Origin of the sequence: Yoonia sp. 72 (assembly GCF_034652275.1) — a bacterium.
Classification (GTDB): Bacteria; Pseudomonadota; Alphaproteobacteria; order Rhodobacterales; family Rhodobacteraceae; genus Yoonia.
Genome location: NZ_JAXIWG010000003.1, coordinates 153,006 through 171,936, shown reverse-complemented (window position 1 = coordinate 171,936; position 18,931 = coordinate 153,006). Strand labels below are relative to the sequence as shown.

At 61.0% G+C, this 18,931-nt stretch carries 20 protein-coding genes; 8 read left to right on the top strand and 12 right to left on the bottom strand.

Annotated elements, in window-relative coordinates; all coding sequences use genetic code 11:
* Positions 1-40: 40 nt before the first annotated feature.
* The 3 genes from VCK47_RS13160 (at position 41) to VCK47_RS13150 (ending at position 1,293) form a co-directional block, all read left to right on the top strand.
* Positions 41-259: a DUF2007 domain-containing protein gene (locus VCK47_RS13160; protein WP_019953444.1), complete on the top strand. Its 219-nt coding sequence runs from the start codon at positions 41-43 to the stop codon at positions 257-259.
* A complete protein-coding gene (locus tag VCK47_RS13155; RefSeq protein WP_322890421.1) occupies positions 231-1,007 on the top strand; it encodes a tRNA1(Val) (adenine(37)-N6)-methyltransferase in 777 nt (258 codons plus the stop codon). Before VCK47_RS13160 ends, VCK47_RS13155 begins: the two co-directional genes overlap by 29 nt.
* Before the next feature lie 118 nt (positions 1,008-1,125).
* Positions 1,126-1,293, top strand: coding sequence for a DUF465 domain-containing protein (locus VCK47_RS13150; RefSeq protein WP_322890422.1), 168 nt, complete (start codon positions 1,126-1,128; stop codon positions 1,291-1,293).
* A 91-nt stretch (positions 1,294-1,384) separates the two neighbouring features.
* Here VCK47_RS13150 and phbB read toward each other — a convergent pair whose 3' ends face one another.
* The 3 genes from phbB to VCK47_RS13135 all read right to left on the bottom strand — a co-directional run bounded on the left by phbB (position 1,385) and on the right by VCK47_RS13135 (position 4,297).
* Positions 1,385-2,110, bottom strand: a complete 726-nt coding sequence (phbB, locus tag VCK47_RS13145) for an acetoacetyl-CoA reductase (protein WP_322890423.1) — start codon at positions 2,108-2,110, stop codon at positions 1,385-1,387.
* A gap of 59 nt (positions 2,111-2,169) precedes the next feature.
* Entirely contained in the window at positions 2,170-3,345 is a 1,176-nt protein-coding gene (locus VCK47_RS13140) for an acetyl-CoA C-acetyltransferase (RefSeq protein ID WP_322890424.1), read from the bottom strand.
* Between the two features lie 145 nt (positions 3,346-3,490).
* Positions 3,491-4,297, bottom strand: a complete 807-nt coding sequence (locus VCK47_RS13135; RefSeq protein WP_322890425.1) for an EAL domain-containing protein — start codon at positions 4,295-4,297, stop codon at positions 3,491-3,493.
* A gap of 67 nt (positions 4,298-4,364) precedes the next feature.
* Here VCK47_RS13135 and VCK47_RS13130 point away from each other — a divergent pair, with 67 nt between their 5' ends.
* Entirely contained in the window at positions 4,365-4,946 is a 582-nt protein-coding gene (locus VCK47_RS13130) for a DNA-3-methyladenine glycosylase I (RefSeq protein WP_322890426.1), read from the top strand.
* On the opposite strand, the gene VCK47_RS13125 is transcribed toward VCK47_RS13130, so the two are convergent.
* The 9 genes from VCK47_RS13125 to VCK47_RS13085 all read right to left on the bottom strand — a co-directional run bounded on the left by VCK47_RS13125 (position 4,932) and on the right by VCK47_RS13085 (position 12,974).
* The gene (locus VCK47_RS13125) at positions 4,932-5,372 is read right to left on the bottom strand and encodes a molybdenum cofactor biosynthesis protein MoaE (protein WP_322890427.1); all 441 of its coding nucleotides are present in this window, start codon (positions 5,370-5,372) and stop codon (positions 4,932-4,934) included. The genes VCK47_RS13130 and VCK47_RS13125 overlap by 15 nt on opposite strands.
* Entirely contained in the window at positions 5,372-5,617 is a 246-nt protein-coding gene (gene moaD / locus VCK47_RS13120) for a molybdopterin converting factor subunit 1 (RefSeq protein WP_322890428.1), read from the bottom strand. Before moaD ends, VCK47_RS13125 begins: the two co-directional genes overlap by 1 nt.
* Positions 5,614-6,201 (bottom strand): CDP-diacylglycerol--glycerol-3-phosphate 3-phosphatidyltransferase, encoded by a 588-nt coding sequence (gene pgsA / locus VCK47_RS13115; protein WP_322890429.1) that lies wholly within the window; start codon positions 6,199-6,201, stop codon positions 5,614-5,616. The genes moaD and pgsA overlap by 4 nt, the downstream gene beginning before the upstream one ends.
* A gap of 88 nt (positions 6,202-6,289) precedes the next feature.
* Entirely contained in the window at positions 6,290-8,158 is a 1,869-nt protein-coding gene (uvrC, locus tag VCK47_RS13110) for an excinuclease ABC subunit UvrC (protein WP_322890430.1), read from the bottom strand.
* A 285-nt stretch (positions 8,159-8,443) separates the two neighbouring features.
* Positions 8,444-9,220, bottom strand: coding sequence for an SDR family oxidoreductase (locus tag VCK47_RS13105; protein ID WP_322890431.1), 777 nt, complete (start codon positions 9,218-9,220; stop codon positions 8,444-8,446).
* Positions 9,221-9,380: 160 nt separating this feature from the next.
* Positions 9,381-10,172, bottom strand: coding sequence for a S49 family peptidase (locus VCK47_RS13100; protein WP_322890432.1), 792 nt, complete (start codon positions 10,170-10,172; stop codon positions 9,381-9,383).
* Positions 10,173-10,209: 37 nt separating this feature from the next.
* Positions 10,210-10,971: an ABC transporter permease gene (locus VCK47_RS13095; RefSeq protein ID WP_322890433.1), complete on the bottom strand. Its 762-nt coding sequence runs from the start codon at positions 10,969-10,971 to the stop codon at positions 10,210-10,212.
* The gene (locus VCK47_RS13090; protein WP_322890434.1) at positions 10,968-11,894 is read right to left on the bottom strand and encodes an ABC transporter ATP-binding protein; all 927 of its coding nucleotides are present in this window, start codon (positions 11,892-11,894) and stop codon (positions 10,968-10,970) included. Before VCK47_RS13090 ends, VCK47_RS13095 begins: the two co-directional genes overlap by 4 nt.
* A 108-nt stretch (positions 11,895-12,002) precedes the next feature.
* Positions 12,003-12,974: a type I glyceraldehyde-3-phosphate dehydrogenase gene (locus VCK47_RS13085; RefSeq protein ID WP_322890435.1), complete on the bottom strand. Its 972-nt coding sequence runs from the start codon at positions 12,972-12,974 to the stop codon at positions 12,003-12,005.
* 444 nt (positions 12,975-13,418) lie between these two features.
* On the opposite strand from VCK47_RS13085, the gene VCK47_RS13080 reads away from it, so the two are divergent.
* From VCK47_RS13080 to VCK47_RS13065, 4 genes are read left to right on the top strand one after another with little or no spacing between them, the layout of a single operon-like run.
* A complete protein-coding gene (locus VCK47_RS13080; protein ID WP_322890436.1) occupies positions 13,419-15,587 on the top strand; it encodes a protein kinase domain-containing protein in 2,169 nt (722 codons plus the stop codon).
* Between the two features lie 57 nt (positions 15,588-15,644).
* Positions 15,645-16,499, top strand: coding sequence for an FHA domain-containing protein (locus tag VCK47_RS13075; RefSeq protein ID WP_322890437.1), 855 nt, complete (start codon positions 15,645-15,647; stop codon positions 16,497-16,499).
* A complete protein-coding gene (locus VCK47_RS13070) occupies positions 16,483-17,532 on the top strand; it encodes a PP2C family protein-serine/threonine phosphatase (RefSeq protein ID WP_322890438.1) in 1,050 nt (349 codons plus the stop codon). The genes VCK47_RS13075 and VCK47_RS13070 overlap by 17 nt, the downstream gene beginning before the upstream one ends.
* Complete coding sequence (locus VCK47_RS13065) at positions 17,532-18,854, top strand: hypothetical protein (protein WP_322890439.1); 1,323 nt, start codon at positions 17,532-17,534, stop codon at positions 18,852-18,854. Before VCK47_RS13070 ends, VCK47_RS13065 begins: the two co-directional genes overlap by 1 nt.
* Positions 18,855-18,931: the final 77 nt, after the last annotated feature.

The following is an 18,931-nucleotide window of genomic DNA, read 5'->3' as shown; positions in this document are numbered from 1 at the left end:
GTGAATGGACAAGGGAGCAGCAGCGCCTTAATCCTTGGGTATGAAAGAGCTTTTACGCACCAATGACGTGACCGTCATCGCCTTTGCAACCGCCCTGTTGGACGCGGAAGGTATAGACTGGTTCACCTTCGACGACAATATGAGCATCATGGAAGGCAGTATCGGCATCATGCCGCGCCGCCTGATGGTGCATGACCGCGACCTGTTCATGGCCGAAGCCGTGATGCGCGATGGCGAGATCGATCTGGGGCGTGACTGAGGATGTGACGCAGGACGCCTTTCTGGGCGGGCGCTTGCAGATACTGCAGCCGCGCCACGGCTATCGTGCGGGCGTGGATCCGGTGCTGCTGGCCGCCAGTATTACCGCACGCGCGGGCCAGTCGGTGCTGGAACTGGGCTGCGGCGTCGGGACTGCGGCCTTGTGTCTCGGGCGGCGGGTGCCGGGGCTGGCGCTGACGGGGGTCGAGGTGCAGACCGCATATGCCGATCTTGCGCGGCGCAATGCGGTGGCCAATGACCTGCCGCTTGAGGTGATCACCGCCGATCTGCGCGCGCTGCCTGCTGATCTGCGCCAGAGGCGATTCGATCATGTCATCATGAACCCGCCCTATTTTGACCGCGACACCGGTACGGCGGCCAGCGACCCCGGGCGGGATACGGCGCTCGGGGGCGACACGCCCTTGGCGGATTGGCTCGACATCGGGGCGCGGCGGCTTGCGCCCAAGGGGTATCTGACCATGATCCAGCGGATCGAACGCCTGCCAGAGGTCCTGTCAGCCCTGCAAGGGCGGCTGGGATCAGTGGTGGTTTTGCCTATCGCCGGGCGGCCAGCGCGAGCGCCCGGCCTGTTCATCCTGCGCGCAAGACAGGAAGGGCGCGCACCGTTCTGTCTGCTGCCCGCGCTGGAGATGCATGTAGGCACGGCGCATGACGGCGACAAGGACAGCTATACCCCGCAGGTCGCCCGAATTTTACGCAACGGCGCCGATCTGCCCATGGATCGTTAATCTTTTGGCAGGAATTGGCTGCCAAGCTGCGGTGAGAGGGGAATTGCTGCACTGCCGCGTGACAGCGGGTCTGAATCGTGTTGCAATTCCGTTACGTTCAACCAGCAGGAGGAAGATCATGAGCTTGAGTTCGCATTTGCAGGAACTGAAGAAAAAGCACCAAACCCTCTCGGACCATGTCGAGGTGTTGCAACGCTCGCCCGGCGTGGATGATCTTGAGCTGGCGAAACTCAAGAAGAAAAAGTTGCAGATCAAGGAAGAGATCACCCGCCTTGCAACACATTGAATAACCGCTGACGTCGGCCCACGGGCTGCCAGCAAAAACAAAAGGCCGCGCCATCAGGGCGCGGCCTTTCTTTATTCTGCCCTGAACGGGGTCAGCACATATACTGACCGCCGTTGGCCGAAATTGTGGACCCCGTGACGAAACCCGCATCGTCAGAGGCCAGAAACACCACCGCGCGCGCGATTTCCGATGCTTCGCCCAGACGTCCAACGGGAATCTGCGGCAGGATCACTTCGTTCATCACTTTTTCAGGAATCGTGCTCATCATCTCGGTGTTGATATAGCCGGGGGCGATGACGTTCACGGTGATGCCCGCGCGCGCGCCTTCTTGCGCCAGCGCCTTGGTGAAACCGATGTCACCGGCCTTGGCGGCGGCATAGTTGGCCTGCGCGAACTGGCCTTTCTGGCCGTTGATCGACGAAATCGTGATGATCCGGCCGAATTTCCGCTCTCGCATGCCGGGCCAGACGGGGTGGGTCATGTTGAACACGCCCGAAAGGTTGGTGTCGATCACCTCTTGCCACTGCTGCGGCGTCATCTTGTGGAACGGCGCATCGCGGGTGATGCCCGCGTTGTTGACAAGCACCTCGATCGGGCCAATATCCGCCTCGACCGATGCGATGCCGGCGGCGCAGGCCTCGTAATTGCCGACGTCCCATTTATAGGTCTTGATGCCGGTTTCGGCGCTAAAGGCGGCTGCCTTTTCGTCATTGCCCGCATAGGTCGCGGCGACGGTATAGCCTGCATCCTTCAAGGCTGTTGAAATGGCCGCGCCAATGCCGCGCGATCCTCCCGTGACAAGTGCCACACGTCCCATAGTCTCTCCTCCCGTTTGTTATTGTCGTATGGGCGGCCGTCAGCCGACCGCCCCTGTCGTCAGAACCGTTCGACGCAAAGCGCGACACCCATGCCGCCCCCGATGCAGAGCGTGGCCAGGCCCTTTTTGGCACCGCGGCGCTTCATCTCGAACAGCAGGGTGTTGAGGATGCGCGCGCCGGATGCGCCGATCGGGTGGCCGATGGCGATGGCGCCGCCGTTCACGTTCACGATGGCAGGGTCCCAGCCCATGTCCTTGTTGACGGCACAGGCCTGTGCGGCAAAAGCTTCGTTCGCCTCGACCAGATCAAGGTCCTCGACGCGCCAGCCCGCCTTGGCCAAGGCCTTGCGGCTGGCCATGACAGGACCGACACCCATGATCGACGGGTCAAGCCCCGCCGTCGCATAGGACGCGATCCGTGCGAGCGGTTCGATCCCGCGCTTTTCGGCGTTATCGGCGGACATAAGCAACGTCGCCGCCGCCCCGTCGTTCAGGCCAGAGGCATTGGCGGCCGTGACCGACCCGTCCTTGGTGAAGGCGGGGCGCAGTTTCTGCATCGCGTCGATTGTGGCGCCGTGGCGGATATACTCGTCCTGATCGACGATGATGTCGCCTTTGCGGGTCTTGACGGTAAAGGCCATGATCTCGTCGGCGAATTTACCGGCCTTTTGCGCGGCTTCGGCCTTGTTCTGGGACGCAACGGCGAATGCGTCCTGCATGTCGCGGGTGATCTGCCACTGGTTGGCGACGTTTTCGGCCGTCTGGCCCATGTGGTAATTGTTAAACGCGTCCCACAGCCCGTCACGGATCATCGTGTCGATGTAGGACACATCGCCCATCTTGTGACCGGCGCGCAGATGGGCGGCATGGGGGCTGAGCGTCATATTTTCCTGACCACCCGCCAGCACGATATCGGCATCGCCCAGCTGGATATGCTGCGCACCCAGCGCCACGGCGCGCAGGCCCGACCCGCAGACCTGATTAATGCTCCATGCCGCAGCCTCGATCGGCAGGCCCGCATTGATATGGGCCTGACGGGCGGGGTTCTGGCCCTGTGCGGCGGTCAGCACCTGCCCAAGGATCGTCTCGCTCACCTCGGATTTGTCGATGCCAGCACGCGCCACGACCTCTGACAAAACTGCCGCGCCCAGATCATGCGCGGGCGTGTTCGCAAAGGCGCCGCCGAAACTGCCGACAGCGGTGCGCGCTGCGGATGCGATAACAACATTGGTCATGGATTGGTCCCTTCAGGTTTGTTCCGCCGAAAGGATGCGACCCACACGCCGGACATGCGCAAGCCCACTTCCCCCCGTTTGGGTCATGCTATTGGGTTGAACCATAGAGGGCAATTCAATTTCCCTGCCTTGATTTCAATCAACCTCAGAAGGTGAACCGGGGCACGCCGTAAAGATAACCTTGCAGACAATCCACACCGATGCTGCGCAGGAATGCGGCCTCCTCCTCGGTCTCGACACCGTCGGCGATGGCGAACATTTCGAACTGGTGGGCGACGGTGATCAGCGCTTCGGCCAGAACCTGATTGTCGGGGTCGCGGTCGATGCCACGTACAAAGCTTTTGTCGATCTTCACAAGGTCGAAAAAGAAATCCTTGAGATGGCGGAACGCCGTCATCCCCGCGCCGAAACCATCCAGCGCAAAGGCCACGCCTTTGGGCTGCATTTCCGCCATGAAGCGGATCATCACATCGGGCAGCATCATCGCGGATGTTTCGCTGATCTCGAAAATCAGCCGGTCGCCCAGACGGGCGCGGTCGCGCAACCCGTCGTCCAGAATGCGCCGCCATGCGCTGTCGGCGACCGACCGTGCCGACAAGTTGATCGACAGGCGCAGGCCGGGATTGCGCCGCAGGTGCCGCAGCGCCAGCGCAAGGCTGACGCAATCAATTTCCCGCCCGATGGCCGTATCTTCGACCAGCGCCATGAAATGCGCCGCCGGAATGATGCGGCCCGCGTCATCATGCAGACGGATCAACCCTTCATAAAAGGCAATCTGCGGGATCGCATCGGCAGTGACGATCTGGTGGAACGCCAGACTGGCCCTGTCCGCCGCCAGCGCGTCACGCACGAGGGCCACGACATCGCCATCACGGCTGGCCAAGGCATAAAGCAGCGGGTCAGCCACCGGCAAATCGGTGATATCCGTGCGGGAAAGCGTGGCGTTCGACATCGGGCCCATCCATAGTGACAGAGGCACCTTGCACCAACAGCCGCTAACAAAGCCTTAAGGGAGTCACATGGCACGCTGCGACTGGGCCGGACCCGAACAGATATACATCGATTATCACGACACCGAATGGGGCGTGCCCGAATACGACAGCCGCGCCTTGTGGGAAAAGCTGGTGCTGGACGGGTTTCAGGCGGGGCTATCGTGGATCACGATCCTGAAGAAACGCGACAATTTCCGCGCGGCCTTTGCGGGCTTTGACCCCGATATCATCGCAGACTGGGGCGAGGATGACGTGCGCCGCCTGCTGGCCGATTCCGGCATCATCCGCCACCGCGGCAAGATCGAGGCCACGATCACCAACGCCCGCGCCTGGCAAAGGATCGAGGCCGATCAAGGCTTTGCCGACTTCCTCTGGGCCTATGTGGGCGGCGTGCCCTTGCAGACAACCTTGCCCGACCGCCGCGCGATGCCCACGCAATCGGCGCTGTCGGTGCAAATCTCGAAGGACCTCAAAAAAGCGGGGTTCAAATTCTGCGGCCCGACCATCGTCTATGCTTTCATGGAGGCGACGGGGCTGATCAACAACCATGTCACAACCTGCCCGCGTCACGCGGCCTGCGCGGCCCTTGCGCGTTCACCAGCGGTCTAGCGCGGCCTCGTCGGCGTCTTTCGCTGCGACCCATGCGGCACCGGACAGGGTGACTTCCTTCTTCCAGAACGGCGCGCGGGATTTGAGGTAATCCATCAGGAAATCCGCGGCGGCAAAAGCCTCGGCGCGGTGGGCGGCGGCGGTGGCGACCATCATGATTGGCGCGCCGGGGGCCAATGTGCCGAAACGGTGGATCACCAGCGCATCGGCCAGCGACCAGCGCGTCACGGCCTCGTCCAGGATCTTGCCAATCGCGCGTTCGGTCATGCCGGGGTAATGTTCGATCAGCATGTGCCGCAGATCACCCGATGTATCGCGGACAACACCCGTGAAACTGACGACAGCGCCGATATCGTGACGGTCCTTCGCGAAACCGGCCAGTTCGGCGCCCGTGTCGAACGCCGCTTCCTGCACGCGAACCTGCATCAGCCGCCCGTCATCGGCGGAAAGAACGCAACCTCGCGCACGCCTGCAAGCGGCGCATCGAAATCCGCCAGTTCCTGATCGACCGCGACGCGTAACGCGCTGGTATCGGCAAAGGCCGCGGCATAGCGTTCCTCGCGCGCGGCCAGTTCCGCCACCAGATCGGCTACGGTCGCGGCCTGCGTCTGCACAACCTCCTGCGGCACGCCGATCCGTTCACGCACCCAGGCGAAATACATCACGTTCATGGCACGGGTCCCCGCAGATAGGGCTGCGCCTTGCGAAAGTAATCCCAGCCCGTCAGCAAAGTCAGGAAACCCGCGATCCAGAGCGCGACGATCCCCACCCACCATGTCACGAAAGTCGACATCGCCTCGACCCCGTCATAATGCTCGAATGCGCCCTTGGCGAACAGGATGGCGATGGCGACCATCTGCGCGGTGGTTTTCCACTTGGCCAGTTGCGTGACCTTCAGCGTCCCTGCTGTATCCCCAAGAAACTCGCGCAGGCCCGACACGAAAACTTCGCGAAACATGATGAAAGTCGCAGGCAGCAGGATCCACGGGTCCATGCCGGAAAATCCGGTGATGACCAAAAGCGCGATCACCACCATCGCCTTGTCGGCGATCGGGTCCAGCATCGCGCCCAGCTTGCTTTCCTGTTTCCATTTGCGGGCGAGATACCCGTCCAGAAAATCGGTCAGCGCCGCGGTCACGAACAGGACCAGCGCGAACCAGTCGGCGGCGGGCCGGTTGAAATACAGGAACATGATCACGACACCGGGGGCAGCGGCGAGACGCAGGATCGTCAGGATATTTGGCAATGACAGCATGATGGGTGCACAATAAACCGGCTTTGCCCAAGACACCAGCGCCCCCATCTTCCGAGCCCAAATATCCCCGCCGGAGGCAGAAAAGTCCTTACCCTTGCTCGTGGAAGTAGTCGTAGATCACCTGCGCCATATTTGCCGACACCCCATCCACTGCCTTCAGATCAGCCAGATTGGCGCGGGCAACGGCCTTGGCCGACCCGAAATGCGCAAGCAGCGCGCGTTTGCGCGTGGCCCCCACGCCCGGCACATCGTCAAGCGGGGTTGCGCCGATGGCCTTGGACCGTTTGGCGCGATGGGTGCCAATGGCGAAACGGTGCACCTCGTCACGCATGCGCTGCACGAAATACAAAACCGGATCATTGTGGCGCAGCGCCATGACAGGTTTGCCGGTACGGTGGAATTCCTCTTTGCCTGCGTCGCGGTCCAGCCCCTTGGCCACGCCGACCATCGGGATGTCGCTAACGCCCATGTCATCCATAATCTGGCGCACGGCAGACACCTGCCCTTGGCCACCGTCGATCAGCAACAGGTCGGGCCAGGTGCCCTGCGTCCGTTCGGGGTCTTCCTTGATCAGGCGCTGAAAGCGGCGTTTGAGAACCTCTTTCATCATGCCGAAATCGTCGCCGGGGGTCAGGTCGTCGCCACGGATGTTGAACTTGCGGTACTGGTTCTTGTCGAACCCGTCGGGTCCCGCCACGACCATCGCGCCCACGGCATGCGCGCCTTGAATATGGCTGTTGTCATAGACCTCGATCCGCTGCGGCACCTTGGGCAGATCGAACGCCTCGGCCAGCCCTTTGAGCAACCGGCTCTGCGTGGCGGTTTCCGACATCTTGCGCGCAAGGCTCTCGCGGGCATTGCGCAGCGCGTTCTGCACCAGTTCCGCCTTTTCGCCGCGCTGGGGGATCACGATCTCGACCTTGCGACCCGCCTTTTCGGCAAGTGCGGCCGCCATCAGATCGTCATTGTCCAAGCCATGCGACAGGATCAGCATCCGTGGCGGTTCGCGGCCTGCGTAGAACTGGCCGACGAAAGCTTCCATCACCTCGGCCATATCCTCTTCACCGCTGATGCGGGGATAGTAATCGTGGTTGCCCCAGTTCTGGTTGGCGCGGATGAAGAACACCTGCACGCAGGCCTGCCCGCCATCGGTATGCAGCGCGATCACGTCAGCCTCTGCCGTATTCTGGGGGTTGATGCCTTGCGCCGATTGCACCTGCGTCAGCGCCTTGATCCGGTCGCGGAGCGCCGCGGCGCGTTCGAATAGCATGTCGTCGCTCGCGGCCTGCATCTGCGCGGCGAGTGCTTCTTGAATCCCCTTGGTGCGGCCTTGCAGGAAATTTTCCGCCTCTTTCACGGACAAGGCATAGTCATCCTTGCTGATCATCCCGCAGCAGGGGCCGGAACAGCGTTTGATCTGGTATTGCAGGCAAGGCCGCGTGCGGGTCTCGAAATCGCTATCCGAGCAATTGCGCAGCAAAAACACGCGCTGCAACTGCGACAATGTGCGGTTGACGGCACCGGCACCGGCGAAGGGGCCGTAGTAATCCCCCTTCTGGCTTTTCGCGCCGCGGTGTTTGCGGATCATCGGAAAATCGTGATCCTTGGTGACAAGGATATTGGGAAAGCTCTTGTCGTCGCGCAGCAGCACATTGTAGCGCGGCTTGAGCTGCTTGATCAGGTTCTGTTCCAGCAGCAAGGCTTCGGTTTCGGTCCGCGTCGTCAGGAACATCATCGTCGCGGTTTCCGAAATCATCCGCGCGATCCGTGGCGAATGGTTCCCGGGGCGCGCGTAATTGCTGACCCGCGCCTTGAGGTTCCGAGCCTTGCCCACATAGAGAACACGGCTTTCCGCATCCAGCATCCGGTACACCCCGGGCGAGGAATCGAGGCTGCGCAGATAGCCGTGGATCACGTCATATCCGCTGCTGGCTGTCTGGGGTCCGGTGTCGGTCATGCGTCGGGTTCTTTGATTCTACCTGCGCTGCAATGCTAACGCGTCAGGAACAAGAGGAAAGGCATCCACCGTTTCTGTGGATAAGTCGGTGGACGAACTGCGGGTATCGGGATTTTTCCTTTGTTTCAGGCCCACTTCGTCTCTTTGCCTAAAAAATGGGCGTATTCGCAGGCCATTGATTTTCCACAATATATTTCTTAATTGCGTCTTAACGCTTTGAAAAAGCGTGGGATTATGACAGTTTCGTGAAGGCTGGCGCTGACAGTGCGTAACTTTCGGAACCCGTCACTCGACGCCCAGCACATCGGGGGTCTGCCACGCCAGATGCTGCCCCCCGTCCACGGCCAGCATTTGCCCTGTCACGCCGGGGGCATCAAGGAAATATCCCAAGGCCGCGCAGATCTCGTCAGGGTTGGCACCGCGCTCCAGCACCGTCGCCGCGCGCTGGCGGGCAAAGTGGTCGGCCGATTGGCGCGACCCTTGCAAGGTCGGCCCCGGCCCGATCGCATTGACCCGCACATCGGGGGCCAGCGCCTGCGCCGTGGTGCGCGTCATCGCCCAAAGCCCCATCTTGGCGATGGTATAGGTCATGAATTCGGGCGTCAGTTTCTGCACCCGCTGGTCGATCAGGTTCACGACCAAAGCCTGCGCCACAGGTTCGCCCATGCTGTCGGTCCGCGCCTTGGGGGCTTGCGCGGCAAACGCTTGGGTCAGCACGAAAGGCGCGCGCAGGTTCGACCCGATGTGCCGGTCCCAGCTGGTCTTGGTGGCGCTGTGGATCGTGTCGTATTCAAAGATAGACGCGTTGTTGACCAGACAAGTCAGCGGACCGCCCAGCGCATCCCGCGCGCGCCCGACCAAGGCGGCGGTTGCGTCTTCATCCAAAAGATCGGCTTGCAGCGCCACGGCCTGCCGCCCCATCGCGCGCAGTTGCGCGACAGTATCCTGCGCGCCAGCCAGCGAGCCCGCGTAATGCACAGCCACATCATAGCCGCGCTGCCCAAGGTAAAGCGCCATCGCCTGCCCCAGCCGCGCCCCTGCCCCTGTCACCAGTGCCTTCATGGCCGCCCCTTTTCACAGGCGCAGGGCCCTTTGCCGATCCGGTAGCGGTGACATTTGGGGCATTTCGCCGCCGCAAGTTTTGCCTGCCCCGGGAACCGCCATTTGCCGAAGATGCCCAGGACTGCCATGAAGGCCAGAAACAACAGGACCGATTTGACGATCATAGGCCGAACCGTGCGTAGTGCGCCCGTTCCTCGACCCCCGCGATGGCGTCATCGACGATCTGCGCGCCGAACCGCGCCAGCAGCGGCTTGCGCTGCCCGTAGCGGCGGAATTTCACCTTGTCGCCAAAACGCGCCCGCATCACGGGGGCGAGGTGGCCGATACCATCCACCAGCCCTGCGTCGATGCCTTTCTGGCCGATATAAACCTCGCCCGTGAACAGGTCGGGATCGTCGGACAGTTTTGGCCCGCGCCGTGATTTCACATAGGCGATGAAGGTGCCGTGCAGGTCCTCGAGCCAGCCTTTGAGCTTTTTGACATCGGCGGGGTTCTGCGGCTTGAACGGGTCCAGCAGGCTTTTGGATTTGCCCGCCGTATGCACCCGCCGTTCGATGCCCACGCGGTCGATCGCCTCGTGTGCGCCGAAACCCGCGCTGATGACGCCAATGGACCCGGTGATCGAACATGCGTCGATGAAAATTTCATCCGCAGCGCAGGCCAGCCAATACCCGCCGGAGGCCGCCACATCCTCGACAAAGGCGAAAACGGGGATTTTCTTTTCATCCGCCAACCGCCGGATGCGCGACGCGATCAGCGAAGACTGCACGGGCGACCCGCCCGGACAGTTGATTTCAAGGGCGACAGCGGCGGGTTTACCCTTGCTGAAGGCCTTTTCGATAACCGGCGCAAGACCGGGGTTGTCCAGACCACGGCCGGAATTGCTGATCGCGCCTTGCAGGCGGATCACGGCGACGAAAGGATCGGACTTGATGAAGGGAATGTATTTCATGCCCACATACTTAAACCGATCCTCGCGCCCCGCAAGGTCACTGCCGGATGCGCCAGCCGGTGCGGAAAATCCACCAGATGAAACCAAGGCAGGCCGCCGTGAACACCGTGATCGCCAGCAGCGACACCCCGATGCTGACATCCGCGACGCCAAAGAATGACCAGCGGAAGCCCGAAATCAGGTAAACTACCGGATTGAACAGCGTGATCGTCTGCCAGACAGGCGGCAGCATCGTGATCGAATAGAACGACCCGCCCAGAAACACCAAGGGCGTGATGACCAACAGCGGGATCAACTGCAATTGTTCGAAATTCCCCGCCCAGATGCCGATGATGAACCCCAAGAGCGAAAAGCTGATGCAGGTCAGTATGAGCAACGCCAGCATCGCAAACGGATGCGCGATCTGGATGTCGATGAAGAAAAACGCCGTCAGCAGGATGATGATGCCGATAAAGAGCGCCTTGGTCGCGGCCGCGCCCACATAGCCCGCCACGATTTCCAGAAAGCTGACAGGGGCCGACAGCAGTTCATAGATCGTGCCGGTGAATTTCGGGAAATAGATGCCGAAGCTGGCGTTGGATGTGGCCTGCGTCATCACCGACAGCATAATCAGCCCCGGCACGATGAAGGCGCCATAGCTGACGCCCTCGACCTGGTCGATCCGGCTGCCGATGGCGGCACCGAACACCACAAAATAGAGCGAGGTGGACAGCACGGGCGACACCAGCGACTGCATGATCGTGCGCTGGAACCGCCGCATTTCATGCACATAGATCGTCTTGACTGCATTCAGGTTCATTGGTCTTCCTTCACAAGGCCGACAAAGATGTCTTCAAGACTGCTTTGCTGCGTCTGCAAGTCCTTCATCTGCAAACCGGCGTTTTGCAGATCGTTCAGCAAGGTCGTGATGCCGGTGCGCGGCCCTTTGGTGTCATAGGTATAGGTCAGGCTTTGCCCGTCGGGTGCGCGGTGCAGGTCGTATTTGGCCAGCGCTTCGGGGATCTCGGGTGTCGCGGCGACCAGATCAATGCGCAGCTGTTTCTTGCCCATCTGCGCCATCAGTTCGGCCTTGCCCTGGATCAGCAGGATTTCACCCTTGGCGATGATGCCGACACGATCGGCAATCGCCTCGGCCTCTTCGATATAATGCGTGGTCAGGATGATCGTGACGCCCGATGCTTTCAGACGGGCTACGACATCCCACATGTCCTTGCGCAGTTCGACATCAACGCCCGCGCTGGGTTCGTCCAGAAACAGCACGCGCGGTTCATGCGCCAGCGCCTTGGCGATCAGCACACGGCGTTTCATGCCACCGGACAGGGTGATGATCTTCTTGTCGCGCTTATCGTCCAGCGACAACTGCGCAAGGATCGCGTCCACCTTGCCGTCATCGCGGGGTTTGCCGAACAGGCCGCGCGAAAACTGGACAGAGGCCCTGACCGTCTCGAACGGTTCCAGACTGATTTCTTGCGGGACCAGCCCGATCATGGCGCGTGCGGCGCGATAGTCGGTCTGGGTGTCATGCCCGCCCACCGTCACCGTCCCCGAGGTCGGCGTTGTGATACCGCAGATCGTGGAAATCAGCGTGGTCTTGCCCGCACCATTGGGGCCGAGCAGGGCAAGGATTTCGCCTTCTTCAATCTCCAGATTGACAGATTTGAGCGCCTCGAACCCGCCGTCATAGGCTTTGCGCAGGTTCTTGACGGAAACGATTGCAGTCATGGGACAGCCTTTGTGTTGGTCGCTGATTACCTAGCCCCGCACAGTCCGAAGTAAAAGAGCCCGCACCGTGCGCTGATCCATGACAGGGCTGGGCCGGTTTGCACAGCCTCACCCCATCCTTGCCGCCATATCCAGCATCCGGCAGGAAAAGCCCCATTCGTTGTCGTACCAGCCGAAGACCCGCAGCATCCCGCCTTGGGTCACGCGGGTTTCGGGCAAGGCGACGATCAGGCTTTCAGACCGCGCGCGCAGGTCCGAGGACACCAGCAACTTCTCGGTATGGCCGATCACGCCGGTCTGGGCGCGCAACAGGTCATGCAGCGCGGCGCGGTCGGGCGTGTCGCGCACCACGACTGCAAGGTCGATGGCGGACACAGAGGCGACAGGCACACGCACCGCCGCCGCCTCGATCCGGCCTGCGATCTGCGGCAGCACATCGCCCAGCAGTTTCTGCGCCGAGGTTGTCGTCGGCACCATCGACAGCCCTGCCGCACGGCTGCGCAGGAAATCATCGCGCGGGGCGTCGATCGTCGGCTGGCTGCCGGTGTAACAATGGATCGTCGTCATCCAGCCCGTTTCAACCCCGAAGCGGTCGTCAAGCAACCGCACCAGCGGTGCCAATGCATTGGTCGTACAGGACGCATTCGAGACGATCTTCTGATCCGCAAGCCGGTCATCATTCGCACCAAGTACGATTGTAACGTCTGCCGCCGCCGACGGCCCCGAGATCAGGATGCGGGAAGCGCCCGCGCGCAAGCCAGCCTCGGCCATCATGCGGGTGTCGGCCTTTCCGGTGCATTCGAGCATCACATCGACACCCGACAGATCGAGAGAGGCCACGTCGTCGGTCCGGTGGATCGGAATCGCCTTGCCGTTGATGACAAGGGCATCCCCCTGCAATTCCGCCTGCCCCGGAAACGGCCCGAAGACACTGTCATAGGCAAACAGATGCGCGCAAAGGTCACTGGCCGCCAGATCGTTGATGCCGGCAACCTCGATCCCTGTTCCGTAACCCAAAGCATTGGCGCGCAGCACTGTGCGCCCGATCCTGCCAAAGCCGTTGATGAATACCTTTGTCATGCCAGTCTCCGGAATTTTGCCGGATGCTGCATCTTTGCTGAATGCTCTACAAGGGACAACGGCGGTGCGCCCGAGGACAGAATCAGGCAGCGCACCCATTGACTGCACCAGAATCAGGCGGCAAAAATCGTGAAAGTTCAGTTTCCGGTTTGCGCATGACCTGAAATGATGCACAAATATGTTGCATCGGGTGCGATGGTCGTCGCAAGCCGACTGCGCGCTTGAAAAGGCCACAAATCGCAGGTCATCCTGAAAAAGCGCGGGTTTTAACTGAAAACGAGCCGGACACTGTTTCGTTTTCTTCCTACAATCGCGCCAAAAGAGCGGGATTAAGGACCACCAAACAACAAGTTAGCGTCACTTTTTGGCCTAATTTGAGTGAGACTAAAAAACAAAGGCGGGCGCATTACGTCCTGCTGTTGAGTGTGAGAGCTGGAAATAACGATGGCCAAACCGCTAGTGCAAGACAACGCAGATGAAAAGGACAGCTTCGTCGACGAGCTGAAGCCGGGCACAAAGTTGATGCACGGCCAGTACACGATCGAAAGCTTCCTGAATGCCGGTGGCTTCGGGATCACCTACCTTGCGCGGGACAGTCTCGACCGCAAGATCGTGATCAAGGAATGCTTCCCGGGAGCCTTCTGCCGACGCAGCCGCTATGTGGTGCAGGCGCGGTCGCGGGCGCATCAGAACGAATTGAAATCCATCGTTCGCCTTTTCGTGCAAGAGGCCCGCAGCCTTGCCAAGCTCAGCCACCCCAATATCGTGGGGGTCCATCAGGTCTTTGAGGATAACGACACAGCCTATATGGCGCTTGATTTCGTGGAAGGGCGCGATCTTCTCGACACGATCGAAGACCCCAATCACGACCTGACGCCCGTCAAAATCAAGGCGATCCTCAAGGACGTTCTGGGTGCGGTCGGCTTTATCCACGAGCAGGGCATCCTGCACCGCGATATTTCGCCCGACAACATTCTGATCAGCACGGACATGCGCCCCGTCCTGATCGATTTCGGTGCCGCCCGCGAGGAAGCGACCAAGCAAAGCCGCGTGCTGTCAGCGCTGCGCGTGGTCAAGGACGGCTATTCACCGCAGGAATTCTATATCGCCGGGTCCGAACAGGGGCCAAGCAGCGACCTTTATGCGCTGGCGGCGACTTTCTATCATCTGATCTCGAAGGACGTGCCGCCGAATTCGCAGGCGCGTCTTGCAGCAATCGCATCCGGCGACCCCGATCCTTATGTGAAACTGGTGGGGCGCATCACGGGCTATGACGAACCATTCCTTGCCGCGATGGACAAGGCGCTCGAGGTATTGCCCAAGGACCGCCTGCAATCGGCCAAGGCATGGCTTGATATGATGGACGGTGCGCAGGGCAACGTGACGCCTTTGAAGATCGCAACACCCAAAAAGGAAGCGGTTCAGACAACGGCAAGCCAGCCAAAATCGAAAATGCCGTTGCTTTTGGGGTCTGCTGCGGTTGTCGCGCTACTTGTAGGTGCGGGCATCTTCATGAGCGGATCGGGCACCGACCCTGTCACGGCACCTGTGACCGCAGATGCGCCAAGCATCGCGACCAGTGTGGCTGAACCTGCACAGCCGCAGACCGAATTGCCGACAGTGGCCGATACGACGGTGGCCCAAGAGCCTGTCACCGAGACGCAGACCGTGACCGACCAGACCGCAGAGGCACCGACGCTTGATTTCGCGGCAGCCGAAATCACACCGCTGGCACCCGACGCGACCGCGGTCGAAGACGCGCTTGCCGCTGTGGTGACCGAAACGCCAGAGCCGGCAGTGACGCCCGAGCCGGCAGAAGAAGCTGCCGTGATCGATCCGTTGCCTTTGCCAGCCGAAATGCCCCAGACGGCCCAAGAACCAGAAGTCACGGCCCAATTGCCCGAGACGTCAGACCTTCGCCCCGCCGCTGAATCCGATGTTGCCGCGATGACGCTGCCCGCGACGCCCGACCTGGTGGCGGATGTGGGCACCGGCCCGGTCGTGGATATCGCCGCGATCGTGCCCGGCAACGAAGTGTCCGCATCTACGGTTATGGCCAACTGGACGGTCGATGTGCCGTTTGTTGGTGCCGGTGACGGTTCGAATATCATTGCATCCGTCACACCCGGCGCACCGGCCTGGGCGCAGCCCGGATTGGTGGTCACCGACGTGAACGGCGTCGAGATTGCCGCGATCAGCGACATACCCGATGCGCTGCGCGGGGTCAGTGATACATCTGCGAACACGACCGCCGTGGATGTGACTTTTGGCACGCTGAACCCGACATCGGGTGAACGGATCGAGCGGCAGCTGAGCGTGCCCGTCGTGCAGACGGTCGCCCTGCCCAACGGTGTCGCCTTCGAGACAAGCTTTGCCGATGCATCCTGGCGCACCATGGTAACAGCCGTCCCGTCTGATCTGGGCAGCGGCCTGCAGGAGGGTGACATCGTCACATCCTACATTCCGACAGCCGAAACCCTGACGGACCGTGACAGTATTCTGACGATCCTCAACCGCGAAATCGACAACGGCACCGACCGTTTCATGTTTGCGGTGCAACGCGACGGCAGCATGTGGGTGGCATCAGTCACCTTTGAAGGTGCAGGAGAGTAGGCGCGAACGTCTTTCCCACGGAATGGGCGTGTGCGCGTAATTTGAAAGGTTGAAAACATGAAGTTCATTCGTGATCTCATTGGCAGAAAGCAGTCGGGGGCAGATGACATGCCACCCCGCGCGTCGGACAAGCTCGAAGACTCTTATCGTGACACCATCGGTTCCATCGCCGACGACGCGGCGCCGCGACAGCGCGGGGGTGATCTGCCCGCCGACGTGAACGCGATGCTGACGAACATCAACGCCAAAACACGGCCTGTCGAGCCTCCGGCGCCAGTCGCAAAGGAAGCAGAAGCTCCCAGCGCGCCTGCCGTGAATATCTGGGACATGGAAGGCGACGACGGATCGACCGCACTGCCTGACACGGCACCCGTCCTGCCGACACCGTCCCCCGCGCTGGCCTCTGCCGCAGCGGCGCGCTCGTCCGCACGGTCGCGCCGGACCAAGACGCGCCTGATCGGCTTCGAGAAATCCGACGGTGATGTTGTCGACCTTTTCAACGACGCCCCCAAGGTCGTGTCCACACAACGCGCCAAGTTTCCGGTGGGCTGGATCGTCGTCGCTGACGGCCCCGGGCGCGGAGAAAGCTTTGCGCTGATGGCTGGCATGAACTCCATCGGTCGCGGCGAGGATCAGGCTGTCCAGCTTGATTTCGGCGACAACGCGATTTCACGCACCAACCATGCCGCGATCGTCTATGACACCGACGGCAAGGAATTCCTGCTTGGCCATGGCGGCAAGTCCAACATTGTACGCCTGAACGACAAGCCCGTGATCAGCAACGAGACGCTGACGACAGGCGACGTGATCCGCATCGGCGAAACCGTGCTGCGTTTCGTGGCGCTGTGCGACAAGTCTTTCAACTGGTCCGACGGCGCAACCGGGGAGGACGAAGATGTGGCGATCGCCTGAACCGCGCTTTGACGTAGCTTCAGCGATCTGCCAGGGCGGCCGCGATTATCAGGAAGACGCCATCGTCACTGATTTTCCGTTCGGCGCGGACAGCGGTGTCGTGGTGCTTGCCGATGGCATGGGCGGCCATGCCGCCGGCGATGTCGCCAGCAAGATCGTCGTCACCGAAGTGTTCAGCGAACTGAAATTCCAAAGCGCGAACTTTTCCGATTTTGAAGGCGAGATTCCGCAATACCTGACCGCTGCCGCCGTGAACGCCAATGATGTCGTCCGCCAGCATGTCGCCCAGAACCCCGAAACGCGGGGCATGGGCGCGACGCTGGTGTCGCTCGTGCTGGTCGAAAACCGGATGTTCTGGATGTCGATCGGGGATTCGCCGCTTTATCATTTCCGCAATGGCAAATTGCAGCAGCTGAACGAAGACCATTCAATGGCCCCCCAGATCGATTTCATGGTCAAATCGGGGCTTCTTGATCCGATTGCGGGCAAGAACCATCCGGACCGCAACTGCCTGACCTCGGTCATTCTGGGCGACCGTGTGGCCAAATCCGATTGCCCCAAGACACCGTTCAAGCTCGAAGTGGGCGATATCGTTCTGGTCTCCAGTGACGGGCTGCAATATCTCGAAGACGCGCAAATCCAGCGGATCTTGCAGAAATACCGGCGCAAGAAAGCGGCCGAGATCGCAGGCTACCTTCTGGAAGCCATCGAGGCCCTGGCCGATCCCGATCAGGACAATTGCACCTTTTCGGTAATCAAGCTCAATCACAACAAACCCGTGATCCGCGCTGTGCGTCCAAAGCCCGTGGGCCATGTGGATGCGCATACGAACACGACGACGCGCGTCGTTGAGATCGACGATGTGGCTGCAACAACTGCCGCCCGCGCGGATCTGTCCAACGACCGGCGCGAGGTCAAGCCGGTCGTGAAAGAGGTCAAGCCCGTCAAACATGTCACCGCCAGCGATGGCCACGGCAAAGAGGAGGTTGATGAGGCAGCACCGGCAGCTAAGATCGCGGCCGGAGGCAGTTAATGTCGAATCAATCACTTTCCGCCCGCGTCCAGCAAAATCTGGCGCGGGCAATTGCGTCGGGCCGTTTGCCCGAACCGGCACAGATACGTGCCGAAAACCTGATGGAACGGATCGAAAAGCCCGTTCGCATCGGGCTTTTGGGGCGTTCTGGCGCGGGCAAGTCCCTTTTGCTGAACCTTCTGGTCGGGACGGATGTGGCGCCCAAAGGCGCGAAATTGCCGTCGCTTGAACTCACGCATGGCGATACCCCCTGCATCATCTGCACGCTGGCAGACGGGACCAAGACACAGATCGACAGTGACGACCTGCGCGATGTCGTGGACCTTGTCCCTGTGTTCATCGAGATGCGCCTGCCCTTGCCAGCCCTTGGCAAGATTTCAGTGCTGGAAGTCGTATCGCCTAACGATGCTGGCTCGATCCACCGTGCCAGCCAATGGGCGGCCAAGCGGACAGATGTCGTGCTGTGGTGTAGCCAGTCGTTTGACGCCGAAGAACAGGGTATCTGGGCGCAAATGCCCGACCTGATCAAGGATCACGGCTTTCTGATGATCACCAAGGCCGACCTTTTGCGCGCGAACGGAACGCTCGATGGTGTTCTGGCCGATGCCAACGCGGTCGCGCGCGACGAATTCAACCAGATCCTTGCGATTGCAACCAAGGATGCCGTCGCGGCCCGCAACATCGACGGCACTGTGGACAAAAAACAGATGCGCGAAAGCGGGGGCATGGCCTTGATCGCCGCGGTGCTGAAACAGGTCGAACTTGGCAAGCAGTCTGCGGTAGACATGGCCGACGTGCTGCTGGCCCAGCATCCCGAGGCGATTGCAGACCAACAATCTCCCGCGGCGACACCAGCCGAACCGGCAAAAGCGGAACCGCCAGCATCCCCGATGCCAGACTTGCCCGACGAAAAGGTGATCCTGCAACGTGTGAAAGATGCTGTCTCTCGGCCGGTGGAGCCTGCACCGGCAGCCGCCTTGACACCTGCACTGCACCCCACCAGCGCAGAGGCCTACCGCGTCGCGCTTGACCATATCACCAAGCAAAGCGGCGCCTTGCTGACGCTGGCCAGATCAGGCGACGGCAGCGCGCCCGCCAAGGTCATGGCCCAGACTGTTGCCCAGTTGCAATGGTTGTGCGACCATCTTAACGATCATGGCGACGATCACGACCCTGTGCTGCAACGGGCGCGTGACACCGTGTTCGACGCGGCCGACCTTGTGCAGCTGATGCAGATGGAAAAACGCGACAGTGCCGCAATTGAGGCTGTCAGCCTTTTGTTGCAGGTGAAACGCGAGTTGCAGGCAGACCTTGCAGCATAAACCGGGCGGGCGGTTGAACAAATCGCCCAAATGCCGTCATACTAAAGCCGCGTGATTTTGTTTCCATTACAGCAATA

What these genes read in the sequence shown, in the direction of transcription:
- VCK47_RS13160 (WP_019953444.1), top strand. Translation starts at nt 41, where the DNA reads ATGAAAGAGCTTTTACGCACCAATGACGTGACCGTCATCGCCTTTGCA.
- VCK47_RS13155 (WP_322890421.1), top strand. Translation starts at nt 231, where the DNA reads ATGGCGAGATCGATCTGGGGCGTGACTGAGGATGTGACGCAGGACGCC.
- VCK47_RS13150 (WP_322890422.1), top strand. Translation starts at nt 1,126, where the DNA reads ATGAGCTTGAGTTCGCATTTGCAGGAACTGAAGAAAAAGCACCAAACC.
- phbB (WP_322890423.1), bottom strand. Translation starts at nt 2,110, where the DNA reads ATGGGACGTGTGGCACTTGTCACGGGAGGATCGCGCGGCATTGGCGCG.
- VCK47_RS13140 (WP_322890424.1), bottom strand. Translation starts at nt 3,345, where the DNA reads ATGACCAATGTTGTTATCGCATCCGCAGCGCGCACCGCTGTCGGCAGT.
- VCK47_RS13135 (WP_322890425.1), bottom strand. Translation starts at nt 4,297, where the DNA reads ATGTCGAACGCCACGCTTTCCCGCACGGATATCACCGATTTGCCGGTG.
- VCK47_RS13130 (WP_322890426.1), top strand. Translation starts at nt 4,365, where the DNA reads ATGGCACGCTGCGACTGGGCCGGACCCGAACAGATATACATCGATTAT.
- VCK47_RS13125 (WP_322890427.1), bottom strand. Translation starts at nt 5,372, where the DNA reads ATGCAGGTTCGCGTGCAGGAAGCGGCGTTCGACACGGGCGCCGAACTG.
- moaD (WP_322890428.1), bottom strand. Translation starts at nt 5,617, where the DNA reads ATGAACGTGATGTATTTCGCCTGGGTGCGTGAACGGATCGGCGTGCCG.
- pgsA (WP_322890429.1), bottom strand. Translation starts at nt 6,201, where the DNA reads ATGCTGTCATTGCCAAATATCCTGACGATCCTGCGTCTCGCCGCTGCC.
- uvrC (WP_322890430.1), bottom strand. Translation starts at nt 8,158, where the DNA reads ATGACCGACACCGGACCCCAGACAGCCAGCAGCGGATATGACGTGATC.
- VCK47_RS13105 (WP_322890431.1), bottom strand. Translation starts at nt 9,220, where the DNA reads ATGAAGGCACTGGTGACAGGGGCAGGGGCGCGGCTGGGGCAGGCGATG.
- VCK47_RS13100 (WP_322890432.1), bottom strand. Translation starts at nt 10,172, where the DNA reads ATGAAATACATTCCCTTCATCAAGTCCGATCCTTTCGTCGCCGTGATC.
- VCK47_RS13095 (WP_322890433.1), bottom strand. Translation starts at nt 10,971, where the DNA reads ATGAACCTGAATGCAGTCAAGACGATCTATGTGCATGAAATGCGGCGG.
- VCK47_RS13090 (WP_322890434.1), bottom strand. Translation starts at nt 11,894, where the DNA reads ATGACTGCAATCGTTTCCGTCAAGAACCTGCGCAAAGCCTATGACGGC.
- VCK47_RS13085 (WP_322890435.1), bottom strand. Translation starts at nt 12,974, where the DNA reads ATGACAAAGGTATTCATCAACGGCTTTGGCAGGATCGGGCGCACAGTG.
- VCK47_RS13080 (WP_322890436.1), top strand. Translation starts at nt 13,419, where the DNA reads ATGGCCAAACCGCTAGTGCAAGACAACGCAGATGAAAAGGACAGCTTC.
- VCK47_RS13075 (WP_322890437.1), top strand. Translation starts at nt 15,645, where the DNA reads ATGAAGTTCATTCGTGATCTCATTGGCAGAAAGCAGTCGGGGGCAGAT.
- VCK47_RS13070 (WP_322890438.1), top strand. Translation starts at nt 16,483, where the DNA reads ATGTGGCGATCGCCTGAACCGCGCTTTGACGTAGCTTCAGCGATCTGC.
- VCK47_RS13065 (WP_322890439.1), top strand. Translation starts at nt 17,532, where the DNA reads ATGTCGAATCAATCACTTTCCGCCCGCGTCCAGCAAAATCTGGCGCGG.